Here is a 13,109-nt window from a genome sequence, read left to right on the forward strand (position 1 = left end):
CGGAGGCGCTCTGCGGTGTCACGAAGCACGACGGACTCCCTCTCCCTCCGTGGACAGGTCGACCGCTGCGGTCCACCCGAGGTCCCGTCCCACATCCGCGGCAATCTCCCGGGTCCGACCGGTTCCGATGTAGTAGGTGCCTGTGATCGAGACGGGGGCGCGGCCGGCACGGACGAAGGCCTCGACGGCATCGTCGATGCAGATACGGTCCCGGGTGAAATCCACTTGCACACCGTCTTCCTCGCGGGGGTCGTAGACGTCTGCGAGCGCCAGGCAGATCGGTGCCAGACCGTACATCTCCGCGTATGCACCGAGATAGAGTTCACCGGCGAGTTTCGCCGCCTCGTAGGGCGATCGCGGAGTGGCCCACGAGTTCTCCACCTCGGATACGAGTCTCGTGGTACTGCACCGAGGACTGCTCGATGTCGCGTAGACGATTCTGCGTATGCCGACCCGCCGACTTGCTTCGCAGAGATTGATGGTGCCGAGCACGTTGATGCGGGCATCGAGTTGCGGATCGGACGACGACACGGCGGGGTCGGTCTGCGCGGCGAGATGGAAGATGACTTCAGGGTTGACTCCGGCCACAACGTCGACCAGTTCGGGGCTCTGAATACCACGCTGCACCAAGCTGAATCGACCCAGGCTCGGATCTCTTCGGAACATGGCACGTTCGAGATTTGCGGTGGTGCCCGAACTGAGATCGTCGACTCCGACCACGTGATGCCCCTCGTCGAGGAGTCTATCGACCAGAGCGGACCCGATGAACCCTGCAGCACCGGTGACCAGTGTCCGCACGGTTCATTCTTTCGCGAGCTCGGGGGCGCCGCCGTGGGACAGGGCCTGTGCGAGGTAGCCGGACATCCCGGAATCGTGCCCGCGGAGGACGGTGCGCAGCACCCTGATACCGTCACGGACCGCGTGGAGATTCGATTTTCCGGACCGCCGGGGCATTTCCAGGCTCGGCACCTCCACGACCCGCAATCCACCCTGCATCGCGTGCACCACCATTTCCGCCTCGATCTCGAAACCCGGTGCAGAGAGAGACAACAGCTCCAGGTAGCGGCGATGGAACGCGCAGAAGCCGTAACACAGGTCGGTGAGTTCGGCGTCGTAGAGAGTATTGAAGACGGTCAGCAGGAAGCGATTTCCGAGCCGGCGGAAGGGTGTGATGTCGAGCGAACCGCCACCGACGATGAACCGCGAACCCTTGACGAAGTCGTATCCGTTGTTGAGGAAGTGCAGATAGTGCCGAATCTCTTGGGGCGCCATGCTTCCGTCTGCATCCATCATCACGATGATGTCGCCGGTGGCGGCCAGGAACCCGGTCCTGAGCGCGCTGCCCTTGCCGGTGCCTTCCTGGGGCACGACCTTGATGTCCGGCCGGCAGCTGTTGGCGGTGATGAGCGTCGAGTCGGTCGAGTTCCCGTCGACCAGGATGATCTCACTGATCTCGTCGGCAACCTGCTCGAGCACCCAGGCGATGTTCCGCCCTTCGTTCCTGACCGGGATGATCAGACTGACGGTGGGCTTCTGTGCGGGGACGGTGGTGCCGACCCGATCGAGGCGTGCACTGTCGGCAATGTCGTCGGGGGTTCGCGTGGGTCTCCCCGGCCGGAAATGTTCGGTTGGGTCGACCATCCGCTCTGGTGATGCTCCGGCCACGAGCCCATTGGGCGGGCGTACCTGGGTCATGCTGGACTCCGATCTGCTCTGGGCACGGCGCACGTAGGCGCGTGTGGCAAATTCCGCTGGTCCGAACCCGACATTCGTATACCGGAGTTTGCCTCTCCCGGTGATTAACCTGTCGTGCGTACGATAGTAAGCCATAAAACAGTATTTGGGTTTGTTTCATCCCGAGAAATAATCCTTGCGTTTCTCAAGCTGGACGACCCCGAGGTCGACAGGCCTCGAACTCAGCGATGCCAGTGGCGACGCCACGCCTCCGCATCGAGGCCGAACCCGGGACCGACACCAGGAGCGCCCCGATCGACACCGCCCGCCGCCGACTCCTCGGCCGCACGGATCGCCGCGGCGAATTCCAGCACGGCGCTGCGAAACGACGACTCCGTGTCGCCGGATTCGCCTACGCGAACGCACCTAAAACCATCCGGCACGAGATCGTCGGGCAGGCCCGCCCGTCGCGCCCGCTCGAGCACCTTGTCGGCCAATGCCAATGCCGGTTGCGCCATGGCGATGCCGTCGAGGCAGGACGGTCGCGCTTTCTCGACCGCCTTCGCCGCCTCCCACGCCGCCTCCTGTTCGGCGACATCGAGCGGACCGGTGTGCCCGTTGGTCAGGTGCGGGCTACGCGCAGCCAGCTTCGCCACCAGCGTCGCCGCCACATCGTCGACGGTGAACTGGCCCGCAGCCTCGGCGATCCTCGAGTGGAACAACACCTGCAACAACAGGTCTCCGAGTTCTTCACGCAGAGAGTCTGGATCACCGGAGTCGATGGCATCGAGAACTTCGTAGGTCTCCTCGACCAGGTAGCGCCGCAGGCTCTCGTGCGTCTGGGTGACTTCCCAGCCCCCGAAGGACCAGAGGCGGTCCATCACCTCGGCGGCTCGGCTCAGCGCGTCTCCCGTGTCCGTCATCGCTCGCTCAGACCTGCGCCCCGGCCTCGACACGCACATCCACCGAACCCTGGGGCTTCCCATCCATCGCGAGGAGGAAATCGGCGATGAACTGGAGAAGTTCGACGTCACGCACGCGATCGGATGCGATCCCACCGGTCCGCGGTAGCGGCAACTGCACGGTGCCGCTCGTGGCGCGGTACTGCGCCGTCGGGTACAGACGCTTGAGTCGCATCTGCTTCGAGTCGGGAAGCTCCATCGGCGAAATCTTCAACTGCGTACCGGTGACCGCCACTTCCTCGAGTCCGTACACACGCGCGAGCAACCGCAACTTCGCGACCGAGACGAGCCTGCGCACCTCCTCGGGTAGCGGACCGTAGCGGTCGACGAGTTCGTCGATGACCGCGCTGATCGCCGAGTCGTCGGTGGCGGCGGCGAGCTTCCGGTACGCCTCGAGCCGCAGGCGGTCGGAGGTGACGTAATCGGCGGGGATGTGCGCGTCGACGGGAAGATCGACCCGCACCTCTTTCGGCGCCTCGTCCGTGGTGACCGGTGTGCCGTCGGCGGCGGCACGGAACGCCTCGACCGCTTCACCGACGAGCCGCACGTACAGGTCGAAGCCCACGCCTGCGACGTGTCCGGACTGTTCGGCACCGAGCACGTTTCCGGCGCCGCGGATCTCGAGGTCCTTCATCGCGACTGCCATACCGGCACCGAGGTCGGAGTTCTGCGAGATCGTCGCGAGCCGGTCGTAGGCCGTTTCGGTGAGCGGCTTCTCGGGCGGGTAGAGGAAGTATGCGTAGCCGCGCTCGCGGGAACGTCCCACGCGGCCGCGCAGCTGATGCAGCTGCGACAGGCCGAGCGCGTCGGCACGCTCGACGATCAGGGTGTTGGCATTGGAGATGTCGAGACCGGTCTCGACGATCGTCGTACACACCAGCACGTCGAATTCGCGTTCCCAGAATCCCTGCACGGTCTTCTCGAGGATGTCCTCGTTCATCTGCCCGTGCGCCACCACGACACGTGCCTCGGGTACGAGTTCGCGAATCTTCTTGGCGGCCTTCTCGATCGAACTCACCCGGTTGTGCACGTAGAACACCTGGCCGTCGCGCAGCAGCTCGCGGCGGATGGCCGCGGCCACCTGCTTGTCGGCGTACCCGCCCACATACGTGAGGATCGGGTGCCGCTCCTCCGGCGGAGTGAGGATCGTCGACATCTCACGGATCCCCGCCATACTCATCTCGAGCGTGCGCGGGATCGGAGTGGCAGACATGGTGAGCACGTCGACGTGGGTGCGAAGCGCCTTGATGTGCTCCTTGTGTTCGACGCCGAATCGTTGCTCCTCGTCGACGATGACCAGGCCGAGATCCTTCCACCGCACACCGGTCTGCAGCAGACGGTGGGTGCCCACCACGATGTCGACCTCACCCTCGGCCATACCCGCGAGGATCTCTTTGGAGTCGCCCGAGTCGGTGAAGCGGCTCAAACCCTTCACCACCACGGGGAACGCCGCCATCCGCTCGGTAAATGTCTGGAGGTGCTGCTGCGCGAGTAGAGTCGTGGGCACCAGCACCGCGACCTGCTTGCCGTCCTGCACGGCCTTGAATGCGGCACGCACGGCGATCTCGGTCTTGCCGTAGCCGACGTCGCCGATGACGACGCGGTCCATCGGCACAGCCTTCTCCATGTCGTTCTTGACCTCGGAGATGACCGTGAGCTGGTCCTGCGTCTCGGTGAAGGGGAAGGCGTCCTCCATCTCCTTCTGCCACGGGGTGTCGGGGCCGAACTGATGACCGGGCGAGGCCTGACGCGCCGCGTACAGCCGTACCAGCTCGCCGGCGATCTCCCGAACTGCCTTGCGCGCTTTACGTTTCGTGTTGGCCCAGTCGGATCCGCCGAGCTTGCTGATGGCGGGCAACTCGCCGCCGACATAGCGGGAGAGCTGATCGAGCGATTCCATCGGGACGAACAATCGGTCGCCGGGCTGGCCGCGTTTGCTCGCGGCGTACTCGATCACGAGGTATTCGCGTCGGGCGCCGCCGATGGTGCGTTCGACCATCTCCACGAAGCGGCCGATGCCGTGTTGGTCGTGCACCACGTAATCGCCGGCGGTGAGTGCCAGCGGATCGACCTGGTTGCGGCGCTTGACCGGGGTCTTGCGGCCTTCCGCTGCGGTGACGCGGTTGCCCGTGAGATCGGCTTCGGTGACCAGCACCACCCCGGGGACCTGATTGTCGCCGTTGCCTGCGAGCACGAGCCCCTCGTGGAGCGCACCCTTGATGACCCCGACCTGCCCGCGGACGGGCTCGGCTCCGGGTTCGAGCTTGGCCGCGGGAACCTCGTTCTCCTTCAGCCGCTCGAGGATGCGTAGCCCGGTGCCGGTGCCTGCAACGACGATCGCGGCGCGCCCACCGGTGGTGACATGTGCGCGCAGGTTCACGAACAGCATGGACAGTAGTTCCTCGGATCCGCGCACCTCGGGGGCCGACTGCACGTCGAGCACCGTTTCGGTGTCGGCTCCCGAGGCGAGTGGCGACAGCGTCCACCACGGTGTGCCGTTCGCCTGGGCGGTTTCGCGGACCTGCCGCAGAGACCGGTACGACGATGCCGCGAGGTCCATCGGTTTGCCGTCGATACCCTTGAGGTTGCTAGCGTCCAGAGGTGCGGCGCCGCCGATCGACGCGGCCGTCCACGATGCCTCGAGGAATTCCTGGCCGGTGCGCATCAGATCGGTCGCGCGGGTGCGCACCTTCTCCGGATCGCACAGCAATACGTGCGTGCCGGACGGCAGGACGTCGGTGAGCAACTGCAGCTCGCCGGGCTGCAGGACGGGCAGGAGCGCCTCCATGCCCTCGACGGGAATGCCGCCGGACATCTTGTCGAGCATCTCGACGAGCGAGGCGTCGGCCGGGTTGTCCTTCGCAAGCTGCGCCGCCCGTTCCTTGACGGCCTCGGTGAGCAACAGTTCCCGGCAGGGAGTGGCGATGACGGTCGCGACCTCGACGTCGAGGATCGACCGCTGATCAGCTACGGAGAACGGTCGCAGCTCGGTGACCTCGTCGCCCCAGAATTCGACACGGACGGGATGGTCGGCGGTGGGTGGAAAGACGTCGAGGATGCCGCCGCGGACGGCGAACTCACCGCGTTTACCCACCATGTCGACGCGCGCATAAGCGAGTTCGACGAGCCGCTCGACGAGCGTGTCGAAGTTGTGTTCGGAGCCTACCCGCAGGGTGACCGGCTCGATCTCACCGAGGCCGGGCGCCATGGGCTGCACGAGCGAGCGCACGGTCGCGACGATGACGCGCAGTTCGGAACCGAGTTCGCCGTCGTCGGGTCGCGCCAGCCGACGCAACACCTGGAGTCGCTTACCCACGGTGTCGGCGCTCGGCGACAGGCGCTCGTGCGGCAGCGTCTCCCACGACGGGAACTGCACCGCGGACTCACCGAGCATCTCCGCGAGTTCGGCGGTGAGGTCGTCGGCCTCGCGACCGGTGGCGGTGACGACGAGTAGTGGCGCCTTCTCGGCGAGGGCCGCGGCGACGAACGGACGTGCCGCAGGCGGCGCGACCAGCGTTTGTTCGGCGGAACCGGCGAGTTCGGCGACCTTGCGGAACTGGTCGTCGGCCAGCGCGATCCGCGCCAATCCGGACAGAGGGGTGGCGGCCGGGGACACAGCGGACAAGGAAAGCGCTCCTGAGTGTGAGACGAAGACCGTGACGAGTCTATGCCGTGGGGGCGACACGTGTGGACGGCCAGGGCATAGAGCTACCGGAACCGCGCCTCGTCGGCATAGGCGGCGAGGAGGCCGGCACTGCTGGCACCGAGTGCCCGCCCCGCCCATTCCGAGAGCCGTCCGAGCAGCTCGGCATCAGTGGGGCCGTCGCCCTCGGAGGCGTCGGGATGCGGTGGCAGCCATCGGCGGCGCACCACAGCAAGCAAAGTGCGCTGTGCTGCCTCGGGAGCCGCGTCGAGAACGAAGGTGACGAATGCGTCGACGGTCCACGGTTCGACGTCGACCCGTTCGAGGGCCGCGGCCAGCGAGGGGGTCTGCGTGACCACGGCGTCCGCGTGGGAGAGCAACGCCACCGACATCATGTGCGTCTCCGCGGGGTCGACGACATACGGAACCTCCCGCAGCACGGTCGCCGGCCATGTCACCCGCGCCTCGGGGAATGCACGCTCGAGTTCGGCGAACAGGTAATCCCGTGTCGCGCGCGACAGATCCGCCGGCAACCGGCGGTCCACCTCCGCGATGATGCCGTCGCTCCAGAAGGGTTGGCAGTGACCGTCTTCGGCGAAAGCCAACGCGATGTCGCGAACTCGTGGTCGGACCAATGCGGTTGCCCCCAAGACAACCCGAACCGGCACGCGCGTCCCCCTTTTCTCGGAATCGTCAGAACTCGTCGTACAGACCTTCGCGGCGTGACAGTTCGGCAAGACTGTCGAGCACCTCGGTGCGGATCCGGCTCTGCCTGTCGGCGATGGCCAGTACATCGGTACGCGACACCCGGCGGTGCAGTCCGTGGAATTCTGCGGGCAGGGCACCGGTGTCGATCAGCTGTGCGACATGATGCCGTGAGCTACCGAGGACATCCGCCGCCTGCCTGACGGTCAGCAGTGCCGGCACCGCCGAGAAGGTGATCGCGACGGTGGGTCCGAGGTCGTCGATGGCGCGCGCGAGTGCGCTCGGCGCCTGCTTCGCGTCGAAGGGTCCGAAGTTCACAGCGCGACCTTACGAGACGCGCAACCGCCGCGACACGAACTGACGGAAGTAACCGAGTTTGTCTGCGGGTACGAGCGCGGGCAGCAGGATCGACCACATCGATTCGATCTGCTCGATCAGCTGGTCGGTTCTGCCGAGCGCAGCGGACACGGTGCGTGCCCCGATCAGCGACTGCAGGAGGAGGAAGGACAGCGCATCGACGTCGATGGAGGGTTCCAGATCGCCCTCGTCGTGTGCGCGCTGCATGAGGTCCAGCATGGAAGTGAACCACGAGCCGAACGGTGCGACCTCGTTTCCGTGGTAGTCACCGATCTCCACGAGCAGCCGGAACATCGCCCGCACGATCCGATCGGACTCGGACAGGCTGGCGTTGAGGACGGACACTTCGATGGCAGTTTCGAGTGCGGGGGCGCGCTGTTCCATCTTACTGAGCGCGGCGGCGGCGAATCGTTCGCAGCCGGAATCGATCACACCGCGAGCAAGTTCTTCCTTGGAGCCGAAATGGAAGTAGAGCGCACCTTTGGTGACACCCGCCTCGTCGATGATCTCGTTGAGACTCGCATTGGCGTAGCCGAGTCGCACGAAGACTTCCGCCGCTCCACCGAGTACGGCCTCACGCGTTGCTTCCGCCCGAACCTGGCGCGCCATCCCGCCGCCTCCCTCGTCCAACGACCACGTCAGTTGTGCCGCCAAACCCGGGAGGCGGTACGAAAGAGAGCCTTCTACCTCATACCTGACCGGAAGTCACCCGAATAGACGACAGCTCGCCTACCGTAGCACCTCCAGACAGACTGTATGCAGGTGACGTGCCGTCCCGAAAACGACACGATCCGGTGAACCCATGAAGGTCGTCGACGATTCAGTCGGTTCCCAGCGCCGGATCGGCTTCGAGGCGAGTCAAACCGTTCCAGCACAGATTGACCAGATGCGCGGCCACCACTTCCTTCGAGGGCGTCCGCTCGTCGAGCCACCACGTCGCCGTCGTCGCGACCATGCCCACCAGCGCCTGCGCGTACAAAGGCGCGAGCTCGGGATTCAGCCCCCGTCGTGAGAAGTCGCCGGCGAGCAACTGCCCGACCTGGCGCATGGCCTCGTTGAGCAGACTCGAGTAGGTACCTTCCTCGGCCGCCATCGGCGAGTCGCGCACCAGGATGCGGAAACCGTCGGTGCGCTCCTCGACGTAGGTGAGCAATGCGAGGGCGGCACGCTCGACACGAACCCGCGACCGGTTACGTGTCAGGGATTCGGTGACCATCGACATCAGGATCGTCATCTCCCGATCCACGACCACGGCGTACAGGCCTTCCTTACCTCCGAAGTGCTCGTACACCACCGGCTTGGACACCTGCGCCCGCTGCGCTATCTCCTCTATCGACGCCCCTTCGTACCCACGTTCGGCGAACAGGGCACGACCGATCTCGATCAGTTGCTCACGCCGCTGGGTGCCGGTCATACGGATGCGCGGAGTGCGTTCGGCGGAAGGTTGCGATGATCGCGACACCTGACTCCTTCTCCCACGGCACCACACCGGCACCGTTGTCCGGCTTGTTCCGACCACCCTAGCTACACCCGCGATATCGGGCCCCACATTCGACCTCCGTTCCGTCTCGTGCAAGGATCGGGGGCGCACGCCCGGGGATCGATGCCCGGGGGTGTCGTAGTCCGCCGTGGTGTAATCGGCAGCACCTCTGATTTTGGTTCAGATAGTTCAGGTTCGAGTCCTGGCGGCGGAGCGGGGGACATTTGCCGGAGCCGTCGAGCTCCAGTGCGCACGTCGTCGGGGCGTCCGCACGCACGCCGCGCCGAGGGAGCTACATGCAAGTGCAGACCGCGATGATCGTCCTGGCCGCTGGAGCGGGAACGCGAATGCGATCCAAGACCCCGAAGGTCCTGCACACACTCGGCGGCCGCTCGATGCTCTCGCATTCTCTGCACGCCGCCTCCGCCGTCGACCCTGCGCACCTCGTCGTGGTGGTCGGCCACGAACGCGAACGTGTCGAGGAAGCCGTCGCCGACCTCGCGAAAGAGCTCGGACGCACCGTCACCATCGCGGTCCAGGACGCCCAGAACGGCACCGGTCACGCCGTCCAGTGCGGTCTGACGCAACTCCCCGAGGACTTCACCGGCACCATCGTCGTCACTGCGGCCGACGTGCCGCTGCTGGATGCCGACACCATCGGTGAGCTTCTCGAGACCCACGCCGATCCCGAGCCCGCAGCGGTCACCGTCCTCACTACGACGGTGACCGAACCCACCGGCTACGGACGCATCGTGCGCACCACCGACGGAGACGTCGCCTCGATCGTCGAGGAAAAGGACGCGACCGCTGCCGAACGCGCCATCACCGAGGTCAACTCCGGTGTGTACGCATTCGACGCCGCCCGGCTGCGAACATCGCTCGGCGAGCTGAGCACCGACAACGCTCAAGGCGAGCTGTACCTGACCGACGTGATCGGCATCGCCCGTGGCCGCGGCGACGTCGTCCGTGCCGTGCACACCGATGACGCGATGCGCGTCGCCGGCGTCAACGACCGTGTGCAGCTCGCCGCGTTGACCTCCGAACTCAACCGGCGTCTCCTCGAGCGCTGGATGCGCGAGGGCGTGACCGTGCTCGACCCGTCGACAACGTGGGTGGACGTCGAGGTCGTCCTCGCCCCCGATGTGACGCTGCATCCCGGTGTCCAACTCCTCGGCCGTACTGCGATCGCCGAAGACGCCGAGATCGGCCCCGACACCACACTCACCGATGTGCAGGTGGGCGCGGGGGCATCCGTGGTCCGCACACACGGCTCGGGCGCGACGATCGGCGCGTACGCGACCGTAGGGCCGTTCAGCTACCTGCGCCCCGGCACCGAGCTCGGTGCGCACGGCAAGCTCGGCGGGTTCGTCGAGACCAAGAACGCGCAGATCGGCGCCCATTCGAAAGTCCCCCACCTCACCTATGTCGGCGACGCCGAGATCGGTGAACATTCCAACATCGGCGCCTCGAGCGTGTTCGTGAACTACGACGGTGTCGAGAAGTACCGCACGGTGGTGGGATCGCATGTCCGCACGGGTTCCGACACGATGTTCGTGGCGCCGGTGAACGTCGGTGACGGGGCCTACACGGGTGCCGGGACGGTGCTGCGCCGCGACGTTCCGCCGGGGGCACTGGCGGTGTCGGGTGCGCCACAGCGCAATATTGAGGGGTGGGTCCAGCGAAACCGCGCTGGGACCGCCGCTGCCGAGGCAGCATCGCAAGCACAGCAAGCAGAGCAAGATCACGAGCGTCAGAAGGACGGCCAGGACCAGTGACCAATTGGATCGACAACCAGAAGAACTTGATGCTCTTCTCCGGCCGGGCACATCCCGAGCTGGCAGAGCAGGTCGCTAAGGAACTCGGCGTCCCCCTCACCCCGCAAACCGCCCGCGACTTCGCCAACGGCGAGACCTTCGTCCGTTTCGAGGAGTCGGTCCGCGGTTCCGACGCATTCGTGTTGCAGAGCCACCCGTTCCCGCTCAACGAGTGGGTCATGGAACAGCTCATCATGATCGACGCGCTCAAGCGTGGTTCCGCCAAGCGCATCACCGCGATCCTGCCGTTCTACCCCTACGCCCGTCAGGACAAGAAGCACCGCGGACGCGAGCCCATCTCGGCCCGCCTCATCGCCGATCTGCTCAAGACCGCAGGCGCCGACCGCATCATCACGGTCGACCTGCACACCGACCAGATCCAGGGCTTCTTCGACGGCCCGGTCGACCACATGCACGCGCAGGGTCAGCTCGCCGAGTACATCCGCGGCAAGTACGGCGTCGACAACATCGCCGTCGTCTCCCCCGACTCGGGTCGCGTGCGTGTCGCGGAGAAATGGGCCGACACTCTCGGCGGCGCTCCCCTCGCGTTCATCCACAAGACCCGCGACCCGCTGGTGCCGAACCAGGTGAAGTCGAACCGCGTGGTCGGTGAGGTCGAGGGCCGCACCTGCATTCTGATCGACGACATGATCGACACCGGCGGCACCATCGCCGGCGCTGTCAAGATCCTGCGCGAGGCCGGCGCAGGCGATGTCATCATCGCCGCCACGCACGGCGTGCTCTCCGACCCGGCCGCCGAGCGCCTCGCCGCATGCGGCGCGCAGGAGGTCATCGTCACCAACACGCTGCCGATTCCCCCGGAGAAGCAGTTCGAGTCGCTCACCGTGCTCACCATCGCGCCGCTGCTCGCGCAGACGATCCGCGAGGTGTTCGAGAACGGCTCCGTCACGTCGCTCTTCAACGGCGTCGCCTGACCGGTTCCACCGCAAGGCAGACTGACGGGATGTTCACAGGATTTCCCGTCGCGGCACTCGACTTCTACGAGGATCTCGAGGCCGACAACAGCAAAGCATTCTGGGCCGCGCACAAGGCCGTCTACGACGACTGCGTGCGCGGCCCGATGCTTGCCCTGCTCAGCGAACTCGGAGACGAGTTCGGTGACGGCAAGGCGTTCCGTCCGTATCGAGACGTCCGGTTCAGCAAGGACAAACTCCCGTACAAAACCCATCAGGGTGGCTACGTCGCCACCGGGCCGGGTATCGGGTTCTACGTCGAGATCAACGCTGCGGGGCTACGCATCGCCGGCGGATCCTATGCCGCGACGTCCGCTCAGCTCGCCGGGCTCCGCTCTGCGATCGATCACGAGCGTCGCGGCCCCGAACTCGACAAGATCGTGCGCCGCATGACACGCGCCGGCTATGAGATCGATGGCGAGCAACTGAAGACCCGTCCGCGAGGGTTCTCGGCGGATCATCCGCGCATCGGCCTGCTGCGGCACAAGACACTGCATGCCGGCCGCACCGAGGTGTCGCCGCCGTGGCTCGACACCGCTCGCACCCTCGACGAGGTACGAGGTTCGTGGCGGGAAGTCCGCCCACTCGTCGAATGGCTCACGGCTGCCATGGTGACGTGACCGGCTTCGCGGCCGATCAAACCGTTCGGTTTGCAAATGCCGTGCAGCGCAATGGTTTGTCGTCACACTCACGTCACACGGCCGTCACCGCACGTACATCGATGATCTTCATCACGCCGCCGTGGAACGTCGCAGGTCGAATCAGACCCCGGGCAGCGGAGACCGGGTCGTTTGACCTAGGGTGGCTCCTCGTGATCGACGCGCAGATTCTCGAGGCCTCACTGGAAACCCCGACAAATCGGATTGCGCGAAGGTGGTCTCCCGGCGCCTGCGTGTGGTGCGGCGACACCGACTCGGTAGAAGAGTTCCGAAACGAACCTCGTTGCGCCACTTGCCGCGGACACGAATCTGTGATCGACGAGGCCCGGCGTTTCATGGGCACCTACGGCCTGCGTCCCATCGGCGGAACCCTGCAGTCCGAAGACGAGGAAGAATACGACCACCGGGTCGCCGCACGCGATGCGCGCCGCGCACTCAACGACATTCGTCTCGACGTGCAGCCGGACCCCGCGCTCGTCCGTAAGGCCCTCCGCCCCCGCGCTGCAGCCATCATCGCGGACAAGCCCGCTGCCACGAAGTCGAGCTCCACGTCGCGCTCCTCGAACTCGGCGCCGTCGGCTTCCCGTCGCACCTCCGCTGCAGCTGCAGCCACTACGAGCGTCGACCTCGACGAGATCCAGAGCCGTGCACTCGCATTGCTCGATCAGCTCTCCGCGATCGATGCGCAGCTCACCCTGGTCGCCGAGCAGTCCGGTCTGGCGGCCCGCGCTCGCCGCAGCGATCTCGAGAAGCAGAAGGCGACCGTGCTGCGCACTCTCGCCGCGTTGGAGAAGGCTCGGCTGAGCGCCGCGAAGTAGGAGCACCGCCGCGGCCATCTCGG

General features: G+C 66.0%; 12 protein-coding genes and 1 tRNA gene. 5 read left to right on the forward strand and 8 right to left on the reverse strand.

Going from position 1 to position 13,109, the window contains the following annotated elements:
- Positions 1-18: 18 nt before the first annotated feature.
- The 8 genes from ACFWB0_RS10655 to ACFWB0_RS10690 all read right to left on the reverse strand — a co-directional run bounded on the left by ACFWB0_RS10655 (position 19) and on the right by ACFWB0_RS10690 (position 8,755).
- Complete coding sequence (locus tag ACFWB0_RS10655) at positions 19-798, reverse strand: NAD-dependent epimerase/dehydratase family protein (RefSeq protein ID WP_378490414.1); 780 nt, start codon at positions 796-798, stop codon at positions 19-21.
- Positions 799-801: 3 nt separating this feature from the next.
- Complete coding sequence (locus ACFWB0_RS10660) at positions 802-1,695, reverse strand: glycosyltransferase family 2 protein (RefSeq protein WP_378490415.1); 894 nt, start codon at positions 1,693-1,695, stop codon at positions 802-804.
- A 221-nt stretch (positions 1,696-1,916) separates the two neighbouring features.
- Entirely contained in the window at positions 1,917-2,636 is a 720-nt protein-coding gene (locus ACFWB0_RS10665; protein ID WP_378490416.1) for a MazG family protein, read from the reverse strand.
- Positions 2,605-6,261, reverse strand: a complete 3,657-nt coding sequence (gene mfd / locus ACFWB0_RS10670) for a transcription-repair coupling factor (protein WP_378490417.1) — start codon at positions 6,259-6,261, stop codon at positions 2,605-2,607. The genes ACFWB0_RS10665 and mfd overlap by 32 nt, the downstream gene beginning before the upstream one ends.
- A gap of 83 nt (positions 6,262-6,344) precedes the next feature.
- Positions 6,345-6,947: a PIN domain-containing protein gene (locus ACFWB0_RS10675; protein ID WP_378490418.1), complete on the reverse strand. Its 603-nt coding sequence runs from the start codon at positions 6,945-6,947 to the stop codon at positions 6,345-6,347.
- Positions 6,948-6,972: 25 nt separating this feature from the next.
- Positions 6,973-7,302 (reverse strand): excisionase family DNA-binding protein, encoded by a 330-nt coding sequence (locus ACFWB0_RS10680; protein ID WP_378490419.1) that lies wholly within the window; start codon positions 7,300-7,302, stop codon positions 6,973-6,975.
- Positions 7,303-7,311: 9 nt separating this feature from the next.
- Entirely contained in the window at positions 7,312-7,950 is a 639-nt protein-coding gene (locus tag ACFWB0_RS10685) for a ScbR family autoregulator-binding transcription factor (protein ID WP_378490420.1), read from the reverse strand.
- 211 nt (positions 7,951-8,161) lie between these two features.
- On the reverse strand, positions 8,162-8,755 hold the full coding sequence (locus ACFWB0_RS10690; protein ID WP_378490451.1) for a TetR/AcrR family transcriptional regulator: 594 nt from the start codon (positions 8,753-8,755) through the stop codon (positions 8,162-8,164).
- Positions 8,756-8,963: 208 nt separating this feature from the next.
- Here ACFWB0_RS10690 and ACFWB0_RS10695 point away from each other — a divergent pair.
- From ACFWB0_RS10695 to ACFWB0_RS10715, 5 genes are all read left to right on the forward strand, one after another.
- A tRNA-Gln gene (locus ACFWB0_RS10695) sits at positions 8,964-9,035 on the forward strand.
- Between the two features lie 82 nt (positions 9,036-9,117).
- The gene (glmU, locus tag ACFWB0_RS10700) at positions 9,118-10,596 is read left to right on the forward strand and encodes a bifunctional UDP-N-acetylglucosamine diphosphorylase/glucosamine-1-phosphate N-acetyltransferase GlmU (protein WP_378490421.1); all 1,479 of its coding nucleotides are present in this window, start codon (positions 9,118-9,120) and stop codon (positions 10,594-10,596) included.
- Positions 10,593-11,570 carry a ribose-phosphate diphosphokinase gene (locus ACFWB0_RS10705; RefSeq protein ID WP_378490422.1) on the forward strand — a complete coding sequence of 326 codons (978 nt, stop codon included), beginning with the start codon at positions 10,593-10,595 and terminating at the stop codon, positions 11,568-11,570. Before glmU ends, ACFWB0_RS10705 begins: the two co-directional genes overlap by 4 nt.
- A 29-nt stretch (positions 11,571-11,599) precedes the next feature.
- Complete coding sequence (locus ACFWB0_RS10710; protein ID WP_378490423.1) at positions 11,600-12,229, forward strand: DUF2461 domain-containing protein; 630 nt, start codon at positions 11,600-11,602, stop codon at positions 12,227-12,229.
- A 191-nt stretch (positions 12,230-12,420) separates the two neighbouring features.
- Positions 12,421-13,086 carry a hypothetical protein gene (locus ACFWB0_RS10715; RefSeq protein WP_378490424.1) on the forward strand — a complete coding sequence of 222 codons (666 nt, stop codon included), beginning with the start codon at positions 12,421-12,423 and terminating at the stop codon, positions 13,084-13,086.
- Positions 13,087-13,109: the final 23 nt, after the last annotated feature.

Source organism: Rhodococcus sp. NPDC060086 (assembly GCF_042730275.1).
Lineage (GTDB): Bacteria > Actinomycetota > Actinomycetes > Mycobacteriales > Mycobacteriaceae > Rhodococcus.

Bases quoted from the DNA above. Each gene is read 5' to 3' on its own strand.
- ACFWB0_RS10690 (WP_378490451.1), bottom strand. From the start codon at position 8,755: ATGACCGGCACCCAGCGGCGTGAGCAACTGATCGAGATCGGTCGTGCC.
- ACFWB0_RS10660 (WP_378490415.1), bottom strand. From the start codon at position 1,695: ATGACCCAGGTACGCCCGCCCAATGGGCTCGTGGCCGGAGCATCACCA.
- ACFWB0_RS10685 (WP_378490420.1), bottom strand. From the start codon at position 7,950: ATGGCGCGCCAGGTTCGGGCGGAAGCAACGCGTGAGGCCGTACTCGGT.
- glmU (WP_378490421.1), top strand. From the start codon at position 9,118: ATGCAAGTGCAGACCGCGATGATCGTCCTGGCCGCTGGAGCGGGAACG.
- ACFWB0_RS10665 (WP_378490416.1), bottom strand. From the start codon at position 2,636: ATGTGCGTGTCGAGGCCGGGGCGCAGGTCTGAGCGAGCGATGACGGAC.
- ACFWB0_RS10710 (WP_378490423.1), top strand. From the start codon at position 11,600: ATGTTCACAGGATTTCCCGTCGCGGCACTCGACTTCTACGAGGATCTC.